Source organism: Salinibacterium xinjiangense (assembly GCF_014645015.1).
GTDB lineage: Bacteria > Actinomycetota > Actinomycetes > Actinomycetales > Microbacteriaceae > Rhodoglobus > Rhodoglobus xinjiangensis.
Genome location: NZ_BMLC01000001.1, coordinates 553,078 through 573,127, shown reverse-complemented (window position 1 = coordinate 573,127; position 20,050 = coordinate 553,078). Strand labels below are relative to the sequence as shown.

The window sequence follows — 20,050 nt, the reverse complement described above, 5'->3', positions numbered from 1 at the left end:
CAGTCGAATCGAATGTAGTGGTGGTCACACCTACTAAGACGATCGACCGGCGGAAAACGTTGTGGTCAGCCCAGTTTTTCGCGCAGGATCGCAAGCTGTCTCTCCACGGCGGCGGGAACGCGGCCCTCGAAGGTTGCGAAGAACTCCTCGGTCGAATCCGCCTCGGCGTGCCACAGGTCCTGGTCGATCGCGAAAAGTTCCGCCATGTCGCTGTTGGTGACATCGAGACCGTCGATGTTGAGTGCGCCCTCGGTGGGAAGCAGGCCGATGGGGCTGTCTTTCGCCGCGACCTGGCCATCCACGCGATCGAGGATCCATTCCAGCACTCGCGAATTTTCACCGAATCCGGGCCACAAAAAGGAGCCGTCCGCCCCCTTGCGGAACCAGTTCACCTGGAAGATCCGTGGGACGTTGCCGGTGCTGCGCAGCCCGGCACCGATCTTGAGCCAGTGCGCCCAGTGATCGGCCATGTTGTATCCGACGAACGGCATCATGGCGAACGGGTCGCGCCGCAGTTCGCCGATGGTGCCTTCGGCGGCCGCCGTCCGCTCGGATGAGATCGTGGCGCCCAGGTAGACGCCATGCTCCCAATCCCGTGCCTCCACCACTAGCGGCACGTTGGTCGCGCGGCGACCGCCGAAGATTATCGCGTCGATGACGACGCCCTGGGGGTCTTCCCAGTCATTCGAGATGCTCGGGCACTGCCGGGCAGCGACGGTGAATCTCGAGTTGGGGTGTGCAGCCGGGCGGCCGGAATCCGGCGTCCAGTCATTGCCTTCCCAATCGATGAGATGAGCGGGGGCGATGTCGCTCATGCCCTCCCACCACACATCACCGTCGTCGCGCAGTGCGACGTTGGTGAAGATGGTGTTGCCCCAGATGGTGTCCATCGCGGTCGGATTGCTGTTCCTGCCCGTGCCGGGAGCAACACCGAAGAAACCGGCTTCGGGGTTGATCGCGCGCAGGCGACCGTCGGTACCTCGGCCGAGCCAGGCGATGTCGTCACCGATGGTCTCGATCGTCCATCCGGGAATGGTCGACTGGAGCATGGCGAGGTTGGTCTTGCCGCAGGCGCTCGGGAACGCGGCGGCGACATGGAACGCGCGTCCGCGAGGATTGGTGACCTTGATGATGAGCATGTGCTCGGCGAGCCAGCCCTCGTCGCGCGCCATCACCGACGCGATTCTGAGAGCAAATGACTTCTTCGCGAGGAGTGCGTTTCCGCCGTATGCCGAACCGAACGACCAGATCTCACGAGTTTCAGGGAAGTGAGAGATGTACTTCTCCTTGTTCGACGGCCACGGCACGTCGCTCTGGCCCGGTGCGAGCGGAGCTCCAACGCTGTGGATGGCGCGCACCCATTCTGTGGCGTCTCCAATGAGCGAGAGTGCCTCTGATCCCATTCGAGTCATGATTCCCATGCTGCTGGCGACATAGGGCGAGTCGGTGACCTGCACGCCCATGCGCGACAGTGGCGAACGCAGCGGCCCCATCGAGAACGGCAGCACGTACATGGTGCGGCCGCGCATGCTGCCGCTGAAGAGCGGTCTGAGGGTGGCGCGCATCTCCGCCGGATCGCACCAGTTATTCGTGGGTCCCGTATCTTCCGGGCTTTCGGAGCAGATGAACGTGCGTGACTCGACCCTAGCGACATCCTGCGGGTCGCTGCGGGCCAGGAAGCTGTACGGGCGGTGTTCGGCGTTGAGCCTAGTGAGGGTGCCGGTGGCGACCATGGCGCGGGTGAGAGCGTCGAATTCGGCGTTGGATCCGTCGCACCAGACGATGTGGTCGGGCGTGGTGAGTGCGGCGATGCTGGCGACCCAGCCGACAACGGACTCGGGAGCACCAACGGGGGCGGTGGATTCGGTGGTGACCATTTCGGCGACGCTCATGGTGTGCCTTTCCGCTAAATAATGTGGTGTTCTTCAACTATGAACCAACTCTTTGGGCCTTGATGCCAAAATTTGTGTGAAAGATTAGCAATTCTTTCGCTAAGGTGATTGTGTGAATGATCTTGTGACCCTCGGCCAGCGCATCCGATATTTCCGCACGAATTCTCGGATGACCCTCGACCAGCTCGGGGAGAAGGTGGGCATTGCCGGCAGCCAGCTGTCGCTCATGGAGAATGGTCGTCGCGAGCCGCGACTCACGCTTCTCTCGTCCATTGCCTCGGTCGTCGGCGTGGAACTCGCTGATCTCCTGGACCAGGCGCCGCCGAGCAAACGTGCGGCCCTCGAGATCGAGCTCGAACGAGCGCAACACGGCAGCGTATACGCGTCGCTCGGGCTGCCGGGCATTCGCCCGAGCAAGGGGACGAGCGACGAGACTCTCGAGGCGCTGGTCGGGCTTCATCGGGAGCTCGCACGGCGTGCTCGCGAAGCCATTGCCACTCCCGAGGAGGCTCGGCGAGCCAATACGGAGCTTCGGCAGCACATGCGCACGGTCGATAACTACCTGCCCGCGATCGAGGATGTCAGCGAGAAACTGCTTTCTGAGGTGGGTCACACGACAGGGGCGCTGACCCATCGATCGGTCACCAGGATCGCCGAGATGCTCGGTTTCGAGCTCGTGCACGTGCATGACCTTCCGCATTCGGCGCGATCGGTAACCGATCTCGCGAACGGTCGCATCTACCTGCCTCCGGCATCGATACCCGGCGGGCACGGGCTGCGTGGGATGGCGCTGCAGGCGATGGGGCACCGCGTGCTCGGGCACGAAACGCCCAGCACCTATGCAGACTTCCTGCTGCAGCGTCTCGAGATCAACTACTTTGCTGCGGCAGTCCTGATGCCACGGAGGCAATCCGTCGAGTTTCTCAGCGAGGCCAAAGCCGATCGCAATATCGCTGTAGAAGATTTCCGCGATGCCTTCGGTGTCACGCACGAGGCGGCGGCGTTGCGCTTCACCAACCTGGCAACGAAGCACCTCGACCTCGAGGTGCATTTCCTGCGGGTCGGTGATGATGGCGCGGTCGCCAAAGCCTACGAAAACGATTCGCTGCGGCTGCCGGTGGACGTCACGGGCTCAACCGAAGGCCAGTTCGTGTGTCGCAACTGGAGTGCCCGCACCGCGTTCACACGCACGAATCGCACGACCGAGTTCTACCAGTACACCGACACGCCGGAGGGCACGTTCTTCGAGTCGACACAGACCGGCACCACCGATTCCGGGGAGTTCTCCATTTCGATCGGCGTGCCGTTCGCGCATTCGAAGTGGTTCCGCGGTCGCGAGACGACCAACCGGATGACCTCGACCTGCCCCGACGAGAGCTGCTGCCGGCGTCCGGATTCCCGGCTCACCAACCGCTGGTCGGGCAAGGCGTGGTCGAGCGCCAAACTCCATGCGCATACGTTGTCGCCTCTGCCAGCGGGGACATTTCCCGGAGTGGACGACCGCGAGCTCTACGAGTTTCTCGAGTCACACGCCGACTAGTTCGCGGGCGGCCTGCGCTCCCGCGATCCGCAGCCAGCGGGCGGGTTCTTTCATGGCTGCCTCGATCGAACCGGCCAGCTCGGTGAGCGATGTCGTCCACACATCGATGTCGGTGTCGGTGCCCGTGCCCGTGCCGGTCCCGATGTCTATGTCTATGTCCACCTGGCCTGCAATGACCCCGACCCGGACACCGCACGGCACAGCCCTGCGGATCAGCTGCCCCACGACTTTGCCCCCGAGCGATTGCGCGTCGAAGCGACCCTCCCCGGTGAGAAGCAGGTCTGCAGCCTGGATGACCGCGCCCACTCCGCCGAGCTCGGCCACGTAGTCCGCGCCCGGGACGATCGTGGCGCCCCAGGCTGTGGCAAAGCCCCACCCGGCACCGCCGGCTGCTCCGGCGCCCGGGGCATCCGGATCGCCGCCGAACATGGCGGCGAAGTGGGCCAGGGCCGCGTCGAGTTCGACGACCTGCGCCGGGGTCGCTCCCTTCTGCGGCCCGAAGACCGCGGCGGCGCCGAGCCTGCCGAGCAGGGGTGCATCCACATCCGTGAGCAGTGTGACTGCACTGGGGTGGACAAGCCCCATCCGGTCGATACCGGCGATCGTGGCGAGTGCGCCGCCGCCGTCGGTGATCGGCTGGCCGCGTCCGTCGAGCAGTCGCAGGCCGAGAGCCATGAGGGCGCCGGATGCCGCATCCGTCGATGCCGAACCGCCGAGGCCGATTACGAGCGCTGTCGCGCCAGCGCCGAGCGCCGCCCGGATGACCTCGCCGAGCCCGCGGGTGGTGGCGCCCAGCGCATCCGGGGCGGCCATCAGCGGCAGTCCACTCGACTGGGCGAGCTCAACCACGGCGATACCACCGGGGAGCTCGAGCCATTCGCCGGGCGTTGGCCTGCCGTCCGGTCCGGTGACATCGACGACAGCATGCCGCACGGCGAGGGGACTGCTCGCCTCGATCGCGTCGAGCGTCCCTTCGCCGCCATCGGCCTGCGGGAAGAGCACGAGAGTGTCGCGCGGTCGCTCCGCTCGCCAGCCCTTGGCTATCGCCTCGGCCACTGCGACGGCTGGCAGGGAGCCCTTGAAGGAGTCCGGAGCGATGACGACGGTGAGATCCATGATTCAGTTCTCCCTGTTCAGTGCTGCTTATCGGGATTCTCCGGGCGCACTGCCGCAGTGTCAGCTGCATCGATGCGGCTGACACCATCCGTTTTCTGCTCGGTGGTGATGCGCGGCGCCGCGTCGGATCCGCTCGACTTCGCTGCCAGGATGAGCCGGTCGTGTCGCTTTTCGTCGTCGAACTTGTCGTAAGTCATGTCGTAGGTCATGCAGCGCTTCCCGTCCTCGCGTCGTGATTCCGACGCTACCGTGAACCCAATGCCACGGTTGGACCAGGAGCAGCAGGCCGCCCCGGCGTCGGCCGAGTCGTTGATCGCGCAGGGCGGGAGAGCTGACGTCGTTGAAAGTCAGGAGGTGTCCCTTCGGGAACATCGATCGGTATCGATGTTATGAATACGGCTGTCAATATCGACGATGGTCAATATTTGCTACAGTCTCAGGATGAGTGCGCGAACCCTCCTGCCTGTGGTCGACGTGGGAGCATGCCGTGCCCCGCTGACTCGCGACGCGATGACCCAGTCGCAAGCTGACGATCTCGCGCGATCCCTCAAGGCGATCGCAGACCCCGCGCGACTGCGACTGTTGTCGATCATCGCGGCATCCGAAGGCCAGGAGGCCTGCGTTTGCGACCTCACCGAACCGCTGGATATCGGTCAGCCCACCGTCTCGCATCACTTGAAGGTGCTCACGGATGCAGGGTTCCTGACGCGATCGAAACGAGGCACCTGGGCGTATTTCACCCTGATCCCCGGAGCACTCGCCTCGATCTCGCGGCTTGTCGCATCCCCGTGAAAACAGCGCTCCTCCGCCGCGTTACGGCCGAGCTTGTCGGCAGCGCGGCGCTCGCAGCGATAGTCGTCGGCTCCGGAATAGCTGCCCAGCGGCTATCGCCGACCGACGCCGGGCTGCAACTGCTGGAGAACGCCGTGGCGACGGCGCTCGGTCTTTCCGTGCTCATCATGCTGTTCGCACCCCTCAGTGGCGCCCACTTCAATCCCGTTGTGTCTCTCGTCGAGTCGGGCAGCGGGCTGCGGTCGTGGCGCGACACCGCGTTCTACATTCCAGCGCAGGTGATCGGATGCATCCTCGGTGCGATACTCGCGAACGTCCTGTTCGGCGACGCTGCGGTCAGCGTCAGCAGCACCGAGCGGCTCACCCCACCACACTTCCTGTCGGAGATCGTCGCCACGGCGGGGTTGATCATGGTGATCTTCGTGCTCGCGCGCACCGGCAGGTCGGGGCTCACCGCGGCGGCAGTCGGCGCTTACATCGGAACCGCCTACTTCTTCACGAGTTCGACGAGCTTCGCCAACCCCGCCATCACCATCGGTCGCATGTTCAGTGACACGTTCGCGGGAATCGCGCCATCCTCGGCACCGGGATTTGTCGCGGCACAGCTGATCGGTGGCGCCCTCGGATTCGCGCTGGTGCGGTGGTTCTATCCGGATCGTCGGATCATCCCCAACGCTAAGTAGCAGGCCCGAGCACTCCCGGTTCTCCCGTCCCTGTGCTGTTCTTCAGCTCGATGAGGATCGTGTGGGTCGCCGTGGCGCCGGTATTCCTACCGCTGTGGGTCTGCGTGGGCAACCAGACGGCTGCACCCGCAGCGAGGGTCACATCGCGAGTGGTTCCCCCGATCGACAGCTGTCGATCGAAATCGGTGAGGGTGATCATCACCGAGTTCGGATGCCTGTGGGCGGTGGTCTCGTCACCCGGCGCGTCGAGGTACTCCAGCACGCGAACATCATCGTTCTCCCACAGGGTTCTGTAGAACTCGGGGTTGGAGATAGTGGGATCCATGTCATCCATACGCGGATGTTACTCCCGGATCCCGCGGTGGGAAAGTGCCTCAGGCGGCTATCGCCTCACGGAACCCCGGAGTCGCCATGAGCGCCCCGCCTCGGTCGATGGCGAGCACGTCGATGGGCCACCGGCCTGTCACGTCGTCGAGGGCTTCCTGGCCGCCAGCAACGATGGCGGTGGCGAGCACGTCGGCTGTCACGATGTCGTCAGCGATCACACTCACCTGCACAAAATGGGTAGGGCCGAGCTCGCAACCACGCCAGATGTGGTCACCACGCTGTGCCGATCCGGAGGTGGCGACGGCTCGCCGAGATCCGGCTAGCACGACCGAGCAGATGAGCGATCGATCATCGGACGGGTCGGCTATCCCGGTGACCCATGGGGCGCGATCGGTGCGGACGAGGATGTCACCACCGACGTTGATCGTCCAGGACGGACACCCGACGCTGTCGAGATGCGCCCCCGCCCTCTCGATGGCTTCGGCTTTCACGATGCCGTTGAGGTCGATGACGCCGTCTGGCCGGTTCGGGGAGAACAGGCCAGAAGTGTGGATGCGCCACTGGATGCTCCGCTCGTAACTTTCGCGCACGGCGCTGCTCGCCCTCGCCAGCGTGAGGGTGCCGCTGGCGATGCGACTGAGTTCGGACTCCGGCGCGTAGAGGCTGAATCGTTGGTCGGCTGCGGTGAAGATCTCGCGCACGGTGTCGAGTTCGGTGGTGACGGTTTCCGGCAGTTCGATCGAGGCGACGGTGCCCATCGTCTCGAACACGTGTCGCATCAGAATCCGGCCTGGTCGAGGGCCGACTGCACCGATGCAAGGTAGGCGTGAGTCGTGTACGTGGCTCCGCCTACGTTCGACACCTTCGCCGACTGGGAGGCGATTACCTCGTCATGCACGATGGGCGCAGCACGGTTGCTGATCTGCACCGAGTGCGCGCCCGCATTCGTGAGCAGAAGCGGCGTGACATCGGTGATTCGGTCACCCGTGAGTGTTACAGCGACCTGCACGTTCCCGAAGCGGGTGCTCACGCTAGCGCCGGTGTATGTGCCGTCTGCAGGGCTGGTCGCTGCGGGCGCAGCGACTGCCGGCGCAGGTGCGGCCGCCTGTGTCGTCGTACCGGTCGGTTGACTGGTGACGGACTTCGGGGTGCTGGTCTGTGGCGACGTGGTCGTAGTCGGCTGGGGGGCGAGCATAACTCCACCGGCCTGCCAGCCGACGATGAGCACGGCAACCGAGGCGAAGACGCTTCCGAGAGTTGAGCGGGTGTTCACCAGTCAAACCTTTCTGCGTGGATCTGATGGGAGGGGATGCCGGTTGCGCGAGCCTCGGTCTCGATGGAGTCGAGCCAGGCGGTCGGGCCGCAGAGGTAGAGGTCTGACTGTGCGAGGTCGGGGAAGATGGTCTGGAGGGTGACGCCGCGTCGAGCATCGACGTCGGACATCCAGCTCGGTCCGGTCTTCGACCTGTGACCCACCATCACGTAACAGGCCGCACCCCTGGCCTCGGCCAGTTCGCGAATCTCGTCCCACAGGTACGTCTCGTCCTGGCGGCTGGCGCGCAGCAGGATGGTGGCGTCACCGGGGGCGAACTGCGCGTGCTCGAGCAGCGCGCGGATCGGCGTGACACCTATTCCCGCTGCGATGATGGCCAGCTTCGGTGAGGTGCGCGCCGAATCCGAGAACAGTCCGTACGGCCCTTCGATCGACACCTTCGTACCGGGCCGCACCGCGCTGATGCGAGCGCTGCCGGCACCGAGGTCGCGAACGGTGATGCGAGCCGTCGAGCCGGTCGGCACCGCCGAGAGTGAGATCGGGTGGGAGTGCCACCAGGTCTTACCCGTCCAGAAGCGCCAGATGAAGAACTGCCCGCCTTCGGCTCCCAGGTCACGCAGGTTACGGCCAGAGAAGTGGATGGATGTCACACCCGGCGCGATCGTCGTCACGCCGGCGACCGTGATCCGGTGCCGGACGCTCGACACGACGGGTTCGATGAACCTGAAGGTCAGGATGGCGCCGAACGCGACCACGTAGAGCGCGATCCAATAGATGCGCTGCACGGTGCCCTCGGAGAGCACACCGCCGACGCTCAACTGGTGGGGGAGCGCGAATGCGACCGCGAAATAGCTCAGCAGGTGCACGAGGTGCCAGCCCTCGTAGCTGAACTTACGCCGGACCGCAACGAGCGAGGTCACGACGACCGTGATCATCAGTCCCATGCCGATGACGGCGAGCGGCATGTCCGGCAGGGCGAGCATCGGACCGATTTCCGCGATCGGGTTGAATCCCTGGCTCATCCCGTAGCCGGTGAGAAGCAGCACACCGTGGCCGAGCAGGAGGTAGAGCGCAGGCTTGCCGAGCGAACGATGCACGGCGATGGCTCGGTCGTGCCCGATGGTCCGGTCGATCAGGGGGATGCGGGCGGCGAGCACCAGCATGACGAGGATGAAATCTGTACCGATCAGGCCAGCGACGATCCCGAGGCTCGTGACGACCGCGGTGGGTGAAGTGAACTGCCCGGCGCCACCGGACGCCAGGAAGAGCGCCGCGGCCGCGGCCCCCGATGCCCACAGGGCGATCGCGAGCAGGTCGGCACGTCGCGCACGTCGCTGGTATTCCCGCCTCGGGTCGCGACGAGGCGTCATCGGAATGTTCCGGCGCCCCGCCGGTCGAGCCTGCGCCTGAGTGGTCATGTCATCACTGTGGTCGCGCAAGCTATGCGCAGCCTATGAACGCCGGGATTCGCGGTGTGAGTCCTCACATTTTCGGCAGGAACACGCTCATTCTGAGCCCCGGATGGGTGTTCTCGGCGCTCACCTCGCCCCCAGCCTCCCTCGCAAGGGCACGCACGAGTGCGAGCCCGAGTCCACTGCCTCCCGTGCTCGTTGCCCTCGACGCATCGGGTCGCGTGAAGCGTTCGAAGGCGACGGGCACGAAGTCGTCCGGCATTCCCGGGCCGTCATCCGACACTGTCAGCAGCAGTCGCCTCTCGCTCTGGGTGAGAGTCGCTCGCACGGTGCCTGCATCATCCACCGCATTAATGGCGTTCGAGAAGAGGTTGTCAACAAGGCGGCCGAAGGCCTGGGCGGCGATGCGGAACTCAGCGCCATCGTCGATGGGGGAGAGCGTGAAATCCACCGCGACGGACTTGTCGAGTGCGAGCATCCTGGCGCGGTCCACGCTGCCCATGAACTCGTCGGTGAGTACCGCTGCCGTCGACGTCGACGCAGCAGCCTCGTGGGATTCGATGCGGCTGAGCTCGAGCAGGTTCGAGGCGAGGGATGCGAGCCGGTCGACCGAGACCTCCGCAGCACCCACCTGGCGGGCGAGCGCGTCCGCATCGCCGAAATCGTTATGGGCGAGTTCTAGCTGGGTCTTGAGCACGGCCAGTGGTGTCCTCAGTTCGTGTGCGGCGTCGGAAACCATCTGCTTCTCGCGGGCGCTCGATGCCTGCACCCTGGATAGGAACCGGTTGAGGGTGGTGGCCAGTTCGGACAATTCGTCCTGTGTACGCCCGACAGGAAGCTGGGCATCGGTTGCGCCCTCTCCGAGTTGTTCGGCCTGCCGGCGCATCGCGCTCACAGGCCGCAGCGCGGCCGTGGCCAGCAGCCATGACGCCGCACCGAAACCGAGGAGGAGAAGGAGGCCACCCACGAGCAGCACCGCGTCGAGCCCGCGCAGGGCCAGCTCATTCGACGACGTGCTCCTCGCTGACCACATCGCCCAGGTGCCCGCTGAGGTTTGCACGGTCCGGCCGACGACGACGAAGGTGCGCCCCTCGTCGTCGGTGGTCATGTACTGCTCATCGGTCGCGTCCCGGCCGAGAATCGGGACGAGGATGTCGCGCGGAAGGGTGTTGGCCTCCACGGTTCCGCCGGGGGACCTCACGTAAACGAGGATGCCCGAGCCCGGAGCATCCAGCGTCTCATCGGGATTGGCGGTCACGTCTTTGTCAAAGGACTCGAGATCGCTCTGCGCGAGGCTCGCGTCGGCGCTCGCGAGCACCGTCGAGACCTGCGTGCGCACCACGAGCAATGCGACCAACAGCAGCACGACCGCCACCGCGAGACTGCCGAGGGTGATCCGGGACCGAATGGAAAGCCGCGACAGCATCAGGATGCCACGACCAGCCGATAACCGACTCCGCGCACCGTCGAGATGGAGACTCCAGCGCCCAGCGGCTCGAGCTTGCGACGGAGGTAACTCACGTACTGGTCGACGATCGTCGGATCGATGTGCTGGGTGGTGCCCCAGACCTCCTGCAGGATCTCCTGTCGGCTGAGCGCCTCGCCGGTGTGAGCGCCGAGGGTCCAGAGCATCGCGAACTCTTTCGAGCTCAGTGGCAGGGCGGAGCCGTTTGCGGTCGCCCGCACGGTCGCGGCATCCAGCGCGATGCCGCCGATTCTCAAGGTGGATTTCGGTGCGGCGGAGTCGCGTCTCACCAGGGCTCGGATGCGGGCGCTGAACTCGGCGAAGGAGAAAGGTTTTGTCAGGTAGTCGTCGGCGCCCGAGTCGAGTCCGATCACGCGATCTTCGACGGCATCCCGGGCGGTGAGCAGCATGACCGGCATGGTGTTGCCCTGGTTTCTCAGGTGACGGCAGATCTCGAAACCCGACATCTCTGGCAGCATGACGTCGATGGCGGCCGCCGAGAATTCATCGTTGGCGACGGCGATCAGGGCGTCGACACCGTTCGTGACGAGGGTGACCTCGTAGCCGCCCTCTTCGAGCCCGTGCTTGACGAGTGCCCCCATGGCGCCGTCATCCTCCACCACGAGGATCTTCACCATGAGCGTCAGACTACGCCGGTGGTGCCGAGAAGTGTTCCGATGAGGAATGTCGCGGCCAGCGCTATCGCGCCGCCGATCACGACACGAAGGGTTGGACGCAGCCAATGGCTGCCACCGATGCGGGCGCCGGTGGCGCCGGTAATGGCAAGGGCTACGAGCACAGCGGCAAAGGTAACCGGAACTCGAATCGACTCGGGTGGCAGGAGGATGGCCAACAGTGGCAGCATCGCACCGATGAAGAATGCGAGAGCCGAGGTGCCGGCGGCCTGCCACGGGCTGACCACGTCGGCCTCGTTGATTCCCAGCTCCGCTTCGAGGTGGGCGGACAGTGCATCATGGGCAGTCAATTCCTCGGCCACAGTCATGGCGGTGCGCGGCGACAGGCCCTTGGATTCGTAGATTGCCGCGAGTTCGCTCAACTCTTCGTCCGGCATCTCCGCGAGCTCGACGCGCTCCTTGGCGATGAGTGCGTGCTGGCTGTCCCGCTGGCTGCTGACAGACACGTATTCACCGAGGGCCATCGAGATCGCCCCTCCCACGAGTCCGGCGATTCCCGCGGTCAGAATGGGAGCGACGACCGAGGTCGCTCCTGCGACTCCGACGACGATCGCTGCGACAGACACGATGCCGTCGTTGGCCCCGAGCACCCCGGCTCTCAGCCAGTTCAGCTTGCTCGCCATTCCCGCCCCATGCGGTTCGTTCGGGTGCGTGGCGCCGCTCCGGTCAAGGCTCATGCGTTCAGCAAAGCACTGCGAGGCTGGGAGGGCAATTTGCGGAGCCCAGGGACCGCCGACCATGGAGCCGAGCCCGATGAACACCACGACACGGTGCCCAGACCACGACGCAGCGGGGTGACGGAGGTCACACGCGCAGGATGAGTGGTCGAGGTTACCGGTTGGTGGCAGGCCGGTTCTCTTCTCCTCGCGATATAGCGATATGATAAAAATGTAAAGTCATCAGATGAGTCCACAGAATCATAAAATGCTCGCAGCAAAATTTAAGGAGCCGTGGCGTCATGGATCAATTCGGCGACGCCCAGCTTCCCCTCAACGAAGTCAAGGCCAACCTCTTCAAAGGGCTCGCACACCCGGTGCGCGTGCGAGTGCTCGAAGTGCTGTCGATGCATCCGGGCATCTCGGTCGCCGAGCTGCTCGCAGGCACCGGGATGGAACCGTCCCACCTCTCGCAGCACCTGGCCGTCCTACGGCGCCATCATCTGGTGGTCGGAGAGCGACGCGGAAGCCAGGTGTTCTACACCCTCGCCTACCCGCAGGTGGCAGACCTCCTCGCCGTGTCGCGTTCGCTGCTCATCGAGATCCTGCAGACCACCCGGCAACAACTCGAATCGACCGTCACCTCATGAAAATAGTCCGCTACGTCACATCGCTGCTGCCCAGCTGGGCCGACTATCGATCGGTGAAACGGACGTGGCGGGGTGACCTCCTGGCGGGGGTCACGGTGGGGATCGTGGCGCTCCCGCTGGCGCTCGCGTTCGGGGTCAGTTCCGGGGCGGGTGCGGAGGCCGGGCTGATCACCGCCATCGTCGCGGGCCTCGTCGCTGCGGTATTCGGCGGCTCCAACATCCAGGTCTCCGGGCCGACCGGTGCCATGGTCGTCGTGCTCGGTCCGATCGTGGCTGCCCATGGCGTTGGAGCCGTTGCCGTGGTGAGTGTCATGGCGGGCGTGGTGGTGCTGGTCGCCGGGGCGGCGAAGCTCGGGCGGGTGGTCTCGTACATCCCGTGGCCGGTTATCGAGGGGTTCACGCTCGGCATCGCCGTCATCATCTTCCTGCAGCAGGTTCCCGCTGCCGTCGGTTCTCGGCCCGGCCCCAGCAGCAACGCGTTCGTGGCAGCGGTCCAGTCGTTCGGCCAGGTCTCACGGGCTACCGTCGTGTGGCCGCTGGCCGTCGTGGTGCTCGTCGCCGCGATCATGGTGATCGCGCCGCGCATCCACAAGCAGTTGCCCGGGTCGATCATCGCGATCGTGCTCGTCTCGGTCGGTGCGTCGCTGCTGGGCCTTCCGCTTGCCGAGATCGGCGCACTGCCAGCGTCTCTGCCGGCTCCGGGACTTCCGGATATCGACGCCGCGCTGCTCCAGCAACTGATCGCGCCAGCGTTGACGGTGGCTGCCCTGGCCGCGATCGAGTCGCTGTTGTCGGCACGGGTTGCGGCATCCATCTCCGACACCGGGCCGTACGACGCTGATCGTGAGCTCGTCGGCCAGGGGCTCGCGTCGGTCGCATCCGGCTTCTTCGGCGGGATGCCCGCCACCGGCGCCATCGCCAGGACCGCGGTCAACCTCCGCTCGGGAGGGCGCACACGGCTGGCGGCGATCACCCACTCCGCTGTTCTGCTGGCGCTCGTCTATCTCGCGACCGGGGTGATCTCGCAGGTGCCGCTCGCTGCGCTTTCTGGCGTGCTCATGGTCACGGCCTTTCGTATGATCTCGCTGTCGACGGTGCGCGCCGTCGTCGGTTCGACCCGCTCGGACGCGATCGTGTTCGTCATCACTGCGATCGTGACGGTCTCGGTCGACCTCATCGTGGCGGTCGGTATCGGCATCGCGGTTGCCGCGTTCTTCGCCCTGCGGGCCCTGGCCCGCTCTGGTGGGGTGCATCGGGAGGAGCTGGCCTCGCCCTCGCAGCCGGGCGACGAGCACATTGCCCTGTTCCGACTCGATGGAGCACTATTCTTCGGCGCGGCTGACCGCGTGCTTGAACGGGTGACGAGCGTCCACAACGTGACGGTCGTCATCCTGCGCATGTCGCAATTGCAGGTGCTGGATGCCACGGGCGCACGTGTCATCACCGAAATGGTGCACGCGCTCGAGCGCCGTGGCGTGACAGTGCTGATCAAGGGAATCCAGCCCGGGCACCTCACGGTGGCGACGAGGGTCGGAGTCATCGCATCGCTCCGCCACCAGAAGCATCTCTTCACGACGCTACCCGCGGCGGTCGAGCACGCCCGCAGCCACGTCGCGCGGGATGCCTCCACACCCACCCAGCGCGTCTCGTCCAGTGACGGTGACTGACTTTCGGGTCTGCGGCACCCGACTGACCCGAAAAGCTGACAATCGTTGCTCTCCGGCGAACTCACCTGCAGAGTGATGGTGTGACTGGTTTCCTCATTCGCATTCCGCGCCCGAATGAAGCGGCAGCAATCGCTGACCTCCACCTCCGGACCTGGGCGGAAGTTTACGCCGGCAGGTTCCCGCCCAGCGCCTGGGGAGAGGAAGCGCGGGTCGATCGCCTTACGCAGTGGGAATCGATTTGCGCCAAACCGACGCCCGACTTCCATGCGGTGGTTGCCGAGTCAGAAGGCGAGCTGATCGGCTTTGCCGGTGCAGGACGGAACACAGACAGACCGCCTCCTCATGGTCGGCAGCTTCGGTTCATCTATCTGCTGGCGCACTTGCAGGGCTCTGGAGCTGGGCAGGCTCTTCTCGACGAAGTTCTTGGCGATGATCCGGCATCACTCTGGGTGCTCGAAGACAACTTGCGGGCGAGATCGTTCTATATTCGGAACGGGTTCGCGCACGACGGTATGCGACAGCCGACGGGCTACGCCGACAGCGGTGATGAAATCCGAATGGTTCGGTAGACAGCGCCGAGCACGATTCGAACTACCGCCCTGCCCCCCGGAGGGCGTTCAGGCTTCAATTGGCGCCTTCGCAAGCTCAAAAAATCGGCAAATACGGGGACTTATGGTCATGTGTGACTCATATGAGTCAGATGACTATGTGGGCAAGTGAGGGCGAAATATGGGTAAAAGTGGATTGAACTGTGGATAATTTTCTGGCCTGTGATCGACCCAGTAATGCTCACAGGAACCCCCGGAATCATGGGGATCTTGCGGGTGTTTTCTTGCCCGGGCAACAGAAAAGCCGTACCTCAATGCCGATTATGGAAAATCGTCGATTACGGAGAATCCGGCGACGGCTCTGTGCCTCCAACGAGATCAGGCATCCTCATACCTGCACAGCGGTGGCCCGTGCGGGGCAGCCTCCCAGATGTTATTCACGACGCTTATGTTGCCATCGTTTGACCCCTATCTTTCCGGCACCTTCTCGAGCGGCCGTGAAACACACGCACACGCACACTCGTCGATGAGCCAACCGCTAAGCTCCGAGTAATCATCACGTCTTTGGTGCCGCTGCCCTTAGGTTCGCGAGTGCAATTGCGGGGGAACCATGACTGATTCGAAATCCATTTCATCCAGCACGTCCAGGTGGAAATTCAAGCCGACACTTCGGAACTGGATCGCCGCTGCAACTGCCGCGATTTTTGTCTTTGTTGGTCTTTTGACAAATGGATTTTCTGGATTTTTGATGATGTTGGCCCTCGTCGGCCTTGTCACTGGTATCTATTCTCTTGTCACTGGTCGCGCATCATGGCTGTCAATTCCGTCGAGAAAATTGGCTGGAATCACGATCGGATCCAGTCTCGTGATCGCGATGGTCGGGGGTGCTGTCGCCGCTCCGCCCGCCAATGAAGCGTCAGCGGTCAAACCGGCCACCAGCGCTACCGCGACCCCATCGGCGACCCCCACACCTGCGGTTAGATTCTCTGAGGACGATCCGGGGGACCCTGCGACGGTCACCGCATCACAGGATGGTGCCGCGGTGGTGATCGCCGACAGTACGGTGACAAACACCACAGCGATCGCGCTCCTCGCGACTGTCGCGATCAAAGGTAAGGCGCCGAAGACCGGATATGACAGGACGGCGAATTTCGGCGCTGCCTGGTTGGATGTCGACCGTAACGGCTGCGACACTCGCAACGACATCCTTGCCCGGGATCTGCTCACGAGTGTCAAGGAAGGAACGTGCACGGTTCTGCACGGATCGTTTTTCGAGCCATACACCGGGCAGAATCTGAATTTCTTGCGCGGCAACACCACTTCGGCCCTGATCCAAATTGACCATCTTGTGGCGCTGTCGAACGCGTGGCAGACCGGTGCGCAGCAACTCTCCTCCGCACAAAGGATCTCTTTCGCGAACGATCCATTGAATCTTCTGGCAGTCGACGGTCGCTCCAACAGCCAGAAGGGCGACGGGGACACAGCGACCTGGTTGCCGTCGAATAAGGCGTTCCGCTGTGACTATGTCAGCCGCCAGGTATCAGTGAAGGCAACCTACGGCTTATGGGTAACCCAAGCTGAACACGACGCCATGGTGCGGGTGCTCACCGGCTGCCCAGATGCTCTAGCGCTGACTTCTTCTTTCGCTCCAGCGCCGGTCGTCGTGGTGCCTGCTCCTGCTCCGCCTCCTGCACCGGCACCAGCACCAGCACCAGCACCACCCACCGTGACGTACAAGAACTGTTCGGAAGCACGCGCAGCGGGAGCCGCACCAATTGGCGCAGGACAGCCGGGCTATTCAAAAAATCTCGACCGTGACGGTGATGGTGTGGCCTGCGATGACTAGATTCTGTCGTCGCGACAACAGCTTCAAAACTCATGGGGCCTCACAGCCGCGAGCCGACGAGCGATCGCATCCGCTGTGCTGACTGGGTCACTACCTCATTGATGGTGATCTTCGGATTGGCATCACCACGGCCTGTCACTGGGGAACCTTGTGGGCGAGAAGCCTTCGACCATGTTGGTCACGGACTTTTTGCGACAGTGCCCCCACGCAGATTCGAACTGCGGCCCCTGCCTCCGGAGGGCAGTGCTCTATCCCCTGAGCTATGGGGGCCAGGAGTTCGAGGTCAAGGCTACCAGCGGTATCGCCTGCCGCGGTTCGCCGATCGTAGGTCGGGCCCGAACGGCGTGAGAGTATCGGGGAATGTTGAGAACCGTCACCTCCCACCTCGAACTCGACCTCCGGGGGAGCACCAACATGGTGTTCAGCATCGCGGCCGCCCAGGGTTCAGCGGTCACGTCTGAAGTCCTCAGCTTCGTGCTCGACGGTGAGCCGCAACGCGCCACCGAGCTGACCGACCACCAGGGAACCAGGCTGCATACCTTCATCGCGGGGCCCGGCAAGATGACCGTCGACTATTCGGCAGGCATCGCCGGTCGTTCGGACGCAGCAACCCCCGTCGACCTCGACCTGGTCACGTACCTACGCCCCAGCCGCTACTGCGAGTCGGACAGTCTCACACCCACGGCGCGATCCGAATTCTTCGGCATCAAGGGCTACGACCTGCTGCATGCCGTCACCCTCTGGGTCTGGAACAAGCTGCGATATGTCCCGGGCTCCAGCCTGCCGACCGACGGCGCAGAACAGACTCTGCTCGCCCGCCGCGGAGTGTGTCGCGACTACGCCCACCTCGTGATCGCGCTGCTGCGGGCCCTCGACGTGCCAGCCAGGATGGTCGCCGTCTACGCGCCGGGGCTCTCGCCCATGGACTTCCACGCTGTCGCCGAAGCATATGTCGATGGAGCCTGGTGGGTTGTCGATGCCACACGCCTCGCCCCGCGCCAGAGCATGGTGCGCATCTCGACGGGCCGCGACGCGGCCGATACCGCGTTCCTCACCAACCACTGGGCCGACCTCATGCTCACCAATATGAGCGTGCTGGCCATCGTGGACGAGCTGCCGACAGACGACGGAACCGAACTGGTGCAGCTTGGCTGATCGCGGCCAGGGTTAGCCGGCGGCTGCGGTCACGTTGTCCATGATTGCGACCGCATCCTCAGCTGTGAAGAAGGCGACGGATGCCGCGGTCACCCAGAATTCGCCGGGAAACGCCTGCGCAGCAGAACCCACATCACCCTGGTCGAAGTAGCCGTCTGGCCCGAAGCTCGACACCGACGTACTGTTCGACGCCAGAAACTCTTTGCGGATCTCGTTCGAGCGCGCGTCGAGGTGCGCGACAGACACGTCGATAGTGGCACCGCTGGTCTGGTTCATCCACCGGCAGGCCAGCCCGTTTGCCGCGACGGCCTGGGCGGCGAGCGAACCGTTCTCTGGCACGAAGCCGTCGACAAGCCCGAAGTTGGGGTTGTAGTCGTAGACCTGCTGGGGGGTCACGACGTCGTTGCACGAAAGGCCGACAGGCTCCCCAGTCTCGACCTGCGGTGCGTTCGAGGCATTCGGGTCTGCCGCCGGGGTCGCGCTCGAACTCGCTGTTGGCCGGGGTGTGCCGGTGGGCTTCGATGTCGATTTCGGATCTGCAGCCGGGCCGCAGCCCGAGAGCAGCAGCACTGCGGCGAGAAGGGGAGCGGTGATCAGAAGCGTGCGGCGGGCGGACATGGCCCCATTGTGCCCCAGCTAAACTTGATCCTTGTGAACCCCGCCGATCTCTCTTCAGCCCTGTTGACCGTAGTGACGTCGATCTCGGCCTCCCGCGGGGGCACCCGTGAGCTCACGATCGACGACCTGCTTCTCGAGCGTCCGCGCAACCGCGATCATGGCGACTGGGCATCCAATATCGCCATGAAACTGGCGAAGCCGCTCGGTGCAAACCCCCGAGAACTAGCCGATGAGATCGCGGTCGAAGCAGCAAAACTGCCCGGTGTGGCGTCGGTCGACGTCGCCGGCCCCGGCTTTATCAACATCACCCTGGATGCCGCGGCCGCCGGTGCGCTCGCCCGAACCATCGTCGAGCAGGCTGACGCCTACGGCCGCGGTGACCTGTACAGCGGTGTCACCATCAACCTCGAATTCGTCTCGGCGAACCCGACCGGCCCGATCCACATCGGGGGAGTTCGCTGGGCCGCTGTCGGCGACAGCCTCGCGCGCATCTTCGAGTCGCAGGGCGGCCTCGTCACCCGCGAGTACTACTTCAACGACCACGGCGCCCAGATCGACAGGTTCGCCCGCAGCCTGCTCGCCTCGTTCCTGGGGGAGCCCGCGCCGGAGGACGGCTACGGCGGCGCATACATCTCCGACATCGCGGCACGCGTCATCGCGCTGTATCCCGGCACGCTCGAGACGATCTCCCGCGATGAACAGCAGGAGGTGTTCCGTTCCGTCGGCGTCGAGCTCATGTTCGGCGACATCAAGGCGTCACTGCACGAATTCGGCGTCAAGTTCGACGTGTACTTCCACGAGAACGAGCTGCACGAATCCGGGGACGTCGAAAAGGCGATCACCCGACTGGGCGACCTCGGGGCGATCTATGAGGCGGATGGCGCAACCTGGTTCCGCTCCACCGACTACGACGACGACAAAGACCGTGTGGTCATCAAGAGCGACGGCGAAGCCGGCTACATTTCGGGCGACCTCGCCTACTACCTGAACAAACGCGAGCGCGGCTTCGAGCGCAACATCATCATGCTCGGAGCCGACCACCACGGTTACGTCAAGCGGCTGATGGCCATGACGAAAGCGTTCGGCGACGAGCCGTTCGTGAACCTCGAGGTCCTCATCGGCCAAATGGTCAACCTCGTGCGTGACGGCGAGCCCATGCGCATGTCGAAGCGCGCGGGCACCGTCGTCACCCTCGAAGATCTGGTGGAGGCCGTGGGGGTGGATGCCGGTCGCTACGCCCTCGTGCGCAGCTCCATCGACTCGCAGGTCGACATCGATCTCGATCTCTGGGGTCGCAAAACCAATGACAACCCGGTGTTCTACGTGCAGTACGCGCATGCTCGCACGAACTCCGTCGCCCGGAACGCCGCGGTATCCGGTGTCGACCGTGGCGTTTTCGACGCGGGCCTGCTCTCACACGAGACGGAAAGCATCCTGCTCGGTGTGCTTGCCGAGTTCCCGCGGGTCGTGCGCCAGGCCGCCGAACTGCGCGAACCGCATCGCATCGCGAGGTACACCGAAGAGCTGGCCGGTGCCTACCACCGCTGGTATGACGCCTGCCGCGTCACCCCACTCTCCAATGACGAGGTCACCGACCTTCATCGCACCAGGCTGTGGCTGAACGATGCTGTCGGCCAGGTACTGCGCAACGGCCTCGGCCTGCTCGGTGTCAGCGCACCGGAACGGATGTAACCGATGGCCGAGCCGATCGCGCC

20 protein-coding genes and 1 tRNA gene are annotated in these 20,050 nt (G+C 64.4%); 9 read left to right on the top strand and 12 right to left on the bottom strand.

Annotation, left to right across the window (positions count from 1 at the left end):
* Positions 1-65: 65 nt before the first annotated feature.
* Positions 66-1,892: a phosphoenolpyruvate carboxykinase (GTP) gene (locus tag IEW81_RS02705; protein ID WP_097060617.1), complete on the bottom strand. Its 1,827-nt coding sequence runs from the start codon at positions 1,890-1,892 to the stop codon at positions 66-68.
* A gap of 112 nt (positions 1,893-2,004) precedes the next feature.
* Between IEW81_RS02705 and IEW81_RS02700 the strand changes: the two genes are divergently transcribed.
* Positions 2,005-3,432 carry an XRE family transcriptional regulator gene (locus IEW81_RS02700; RefSeq protein WP_097060618.1) on the top strand — a complete coding sequence of 476 codons (1,428 nt, stop codon included), beginning with the start codon at positions 2,005-2,007 and terminating at the stop codon, positions 3,430-3,432.
* Here the strand turns inward: IEW81_RS02700 and IEW81_RS02695 are convergent.
* Together IEW81_RS02695 and IEW81_RS02690 are read right to left on the bottom strand one after the other, a co-directional pair.
* On the bottom strand, positions 3,418-4,548 hold the full coding sequence (locus tag IEW81_RS02695) for a glycerate kinase (RefSeq protein ID WP_097060619.1): 1,131 nt from the start codon (positions 4,546-4,548) through the stop codon (positions 3,418-3,420). The genes IEW81_RS02700 and IEW81_RS02695 overlap by 15 nt on opposite strands.
* Before the next feature lie 17 nt (positions 4,549-4,565).
* Positions 4,566-4,757: a hypothetical protein gene (locus tag IEW81_RS02690; RefSeq protein ID WP_097060620.1), complete on the bottom strand. Its 192-nt coding sequence runs from the start codon at positions 4,755-4,757 to the stop codon at positions 4,566-4,568.
* A 232-nt stretch (positions 4,758-4,989) separates the two neighbouring features.
* Here IEW81_RS02690 and IEW81_RS02685 point away from each other — a divergent pair, with 232 nt between their 5' ends.
* Together IEW81_RS02685 and IEW81_RS02680 are read left to right on the top strand one after the other, a co-directional pair.
* Positions 4,990-5,340 (top strand): ArsR/SmtB family transcription factor, encoded by a 351-nt coding sequence (locus IEW81_RS02685; protein ID WP_097060622.1) that lies wholly within the window; start codon positions 4,990-4,992, stop codon positions 5,338-5,340.
* Positions 5,337-6,023, top strand: coding sequence for an aquaporin (locus IEW81_RS02680; RefSeq protein ID WP_229671208.1), 687 nt, complete (start codon positions 5,337-5,339; stop codon positions 6,021-6,023). The genes IEW81_RS02685 and IEW81_RS02680 overlap by 4 nt, the downstream gene beginning before the upstream one ends.
* Here IEW81_RS02680 and IEW81_RS02675 read toward each other — a convergent pair.
* From IEW81_RS02675 to IEW81_RS02645, 7 genes are all read right to left on the bottom strand, one after another.
* A complete protein-coding gene (locus tag IEW81_RS02675) occupies positions 6,016-6,357 on the bottom strand; it encodes a cupin domain-containing protein (protein WP_097060623.1) in 342 nt (113 codons plus the stop codon). The genes IEW81_RS02680 and IEW81_RS02675 overlap by 8 nt on opposite strands.
* 40 nt (positions 6,358-6,397) lie before the next feature.
* Complete coding sequence (locus tag IEW81_RS02670; RefSeq protein WP_229671207.1) at positions 6,398-7,129, bottom strand: FAD:protein FMN transferase; 732 nt, start codon at positions 7,127-7,129, stop codon at positions 6,398-6,400.
* Entirely contained in the window at positions 7,129-7,623 is a 495-nt protein-coding gene (locus IEW81_RS02665; protein ID WP_229671206.1) for an FMN-binding protein, read from the bottom strand. The genes IEW81_RS02670 and IEW81_RS02665 overlap by 1 nt, the downstream gene beginning before the upstream one ends.
* Positions 7,620-9,041 (bottom strand): ferredoxin reductase family protein, encoded by a 1,422-nt coding sequence (locus IEW81_RS02660; RefSeq protein WP_097060624.1) that lies wholly within the window; start codon positions 9,039-9,041, stop codon positions 7,620-7,622. The genes IEW81_RS02665 and IEW81_RS02660 overlap by 4 nt, the downstream gene beginning before the upstream one ends.
* A 64-nt stretch (positions 9,042-9,105) precedes the next feature.
* Complete coding sequence (locus IEW81_RS02655; RefSeq protein WP_097060625.1) at positions 9,106-10,461, bottom strand: sensor histidine kinase; 1,356 nt, start codon at positions 10,459-10,461, stop codon at positions 9,106-9,108.
* Complete coding sequence (locus tag IEW81_RS02650; protein WP_097060626.1) at positions 10,461-11,138, bottom strand: response regulator transcription factor; 678 nt, start codon at positions 11,136-11,138, stop codon at positions 10,461-10,463. The genes IEW81_RS02655 and IEW81_RS02650 overlap by 1 nt, the downstream gene beginning before the upstream one ends.
* Positions 11,139-11,143: 5 nt before the next feature.
* Positions 11,144-11,872, bottom strand: a complete 729-nt coding sequence (locus IEW81_RS02645) for a VIT1/CCC1 transporter family protein (protein ID WP_097060937.1) — start codon at positions 11,870-11,872, stop codon at positions 11,144-11,146.
* Between the two features lie 281 nt (positions 11,873-12,153).
* Between IEW81_RS02645 and IEW81_RS02640 the strand changes: the two genes are divergently transcribed.
* The 4 genes from IEW81_RS02640 to IEW81_RS02625 all read left to right on the top strand — a co-directional run bounded on the left by IEW81_RS02640 (position 12,154) and on the right by IEW81_RS02625 (position 16,562).
* Positions 12,154-12,501 carry an ArsR/SmtB family transcription factor gene (locus IEW81_RS02640; protein ID WP_097060627.1) on the top strand — a complete coding sequence of 116 codons (348 nt, stop codon included), beginning with the start codon at positions 12,154-12,156 and terminating at the stop codon, positions 12,499-12,501.
* Positions 12,498-14,168, top strand: a complete 1,671-nt coding sequence (locus IEW81_RS02635; protein ID WP_097060628.1) for a SulP family inorganic anion transporter — start codon at positions 12,498-12,500, stop codon at positions 14,166-14,168. The genes IEW81_RS02640 and IEW81_RS02635 overlap by 4 nt, the downstream gene beginning before the upstream one ends.
* 80 nt (positions 14,169-14,248) lie before the next feature.
* Positions 14,249-14,737: a GNAT family N-acetyltransferase gene (locus tag IEW81_RS02630; RefSeq protein ID WP_179691833.1), complete on the top strand. Its 489-nt coding sequence runs from the start codon at positions 14,249-14,251 to the stop codon at positions 14,735-14,737.
* A gap of 589 nt (positions 14,738-15,326) precedes the next feature.
* Entirely contained in the window at positions 15,327-16,562 is a 1,236-nt protein-coding gene (locus IEW81_RS02625) for a GmrSD restriction endonuclease domain-containing protein (protein WP_097060630.1), read from the top strand.
* A 198-nt stretch (positions 16,563-16,760) separates the two neighbouring features.
* On the opposite strand, the gene IEW81_RS02620 is transcribed toward IEW81_RS02625, so the two are convergent.
* A tRNA-Arg gene (locus IEW81_RS02620) sits at positions 16,761-16,832 on the bottom strand.
* A gap of 90 nt (positions 16,833-16,922) precedes the next feature.
* On the opposite strand from IEW81_RS02620, the gene IEW81_RS02615 reads away from it, so the two are divergent.
* On the top strand, positions 16,923-17,717 hold the full coding sequence (locus IEW81_RS02615) for a transglutaminase-like domain-containing protein (RefSeq protein ID WP_097060631.1): 795 nt from the start codon (positions 16,923-16,925) through the stop codon (positions 17,715-17,717).
* A 12-nt stretch (positions 17,718-17,729) separates the two neighbouring features.
* Here the strand turns inward: IEW81_RS02615 and IEW81_RS02610 are convergent, their stop codons facing one another.
* Positions 17,730-18,335: an arginyl-tRNA synthetase gene (locus tag IEW81_RS02610; protein ID WP_097060632.1), complete on the bottom strand. Its 606-nt coding sequence runs from the start codon at positions 18,333-18,335 to the stop codon at positions 17,730-17,732.
* Positions 18,336-18,368: 33 nt separating this feature from the next.
* Here IEW81_RS02610 and argS point away from each other — a divergent pair, with 33 nt between their 5' ends.
* Entirely contained in the window at positions 18,369-20,027 is a 1,659-nt protein-coding gene (gene argS, locus IEW81_RS02605) for an arginine--tRNA ligase (RefSeq protein WP_097060938.1), read from the top strand.
* Positions 20,028-20,050: the final 23 nt, after the last annotated feature.

Excerpts from the sequence above, each read along its gene's own strand:
- IEW81_RS02640 (WP_097060627.1), top strand. The coding sequence starts at position 12,154 with ATGGATCAATTCGGCGACGCCCAGCTTCCCCTCAACGAAGTCAAGGCC.
- IEW81_RS02690 (WP_097060620.1), bottom strand. The coding sequence starts at position 4,757 with ATGACCTACGACATGACTTACGACAAGTTCGACGACGAAAAGCGACAC.
- IEW81_RS02650 (WP_097060626.1), bottom strand. The coding sequence starts at position 11,138 with ATGGTGAAGATCCTCGTGGTGGAGGATGACGGCGCCATGGGGGCACTC.
- IEW81_RS02655 (WP_097060625.1), bottom strand. The coding sequence starts at position 10,461 with ATGCTGTCGCGGCTTTCCATTCGGTCCCGGATCACCCTCGGCAGTCTC.
- IEW81_RS02610 (WP_097060632.1), bottom strand. The coding sequence starts at position 18,335 with ATGTCCGCCCGCCGCACGCTTCTGATCACCGCTCCCCTTCTCGCCGCA.
- IEW81_RS02705 (WP_097060617.1), bottom strand. The coding sequence starts at position 1,892 with ATGAGCGTCGCCGAAATGGTCACCACCGAATCCACCGCCCCCGTTGGT.
- IEW81_RS02635 (WP_097060628.1), top strand. The coding sequence starts at position 12,498 with ATGAAAATAGTCCGCTACGTCACATCGCTGCTGCCCAGCTGGGCCGAC.
- IEW81_RS02685 (WP_097060622.1), top strand. The coding sequence starts at position 4,990 with ATGAGTGCGCGAACCCTCCTGCCTGTGGTCGACGTGGGAGCATGCCGT.
- IEW81_RS02675 (WP_097060623.1), bottom strand. The coding sequence starts at position 6,357 with ATGGATGACATGGATCCCACTATCTCCAACCCCGAGTTCTACAGAACC.
- IEW81_RS02615 (WP_097060631.1), top strand. The coding sequence starts at position 16,923 with ATGTTGAGAACCGTCACCTCCCACCTCGAACTCGACCTCCGGGGGAGC.
- IEW81_RS02645 (WP_097060937.1), bottom strand. The coding sequence starts at position 11,872 with ATGAGCCTTGACCGGAGCGGCGCCACGCACCCGAACGAACCGCATGGG.
- IEW81_RS02695 (WP_097060619.1), bottom strand. The coding sequence starts at position 4,548 with ATGGATCTCACCGTCGTCATCGCTCCGGACTCCTTCAAGGGCTCCCTG.
- IEW81_RS02625 (WP_097060630.1), top strand. The coding sequence starts at position 15,327 with ATGACTGATTCGAAATCCATTTCATCCAGCACGTCCAGGTGGAAATTC.
- IEW81_RS02660 (WP_097060624.1), bottom strand. The coding sequence starts at position 9,041 with ATGACCACTCAGGCGCAGGCTCGACCGGCGGGGCGCCGGAACATTCCG.
- IEW81_RS02670 (WP_229671207.1), bottom strand. The coding sequence starts at position 7,129 with ATGCGACACGTGTTCGAGACGATGGGCACCGTCGCCTCGATCGAACTG.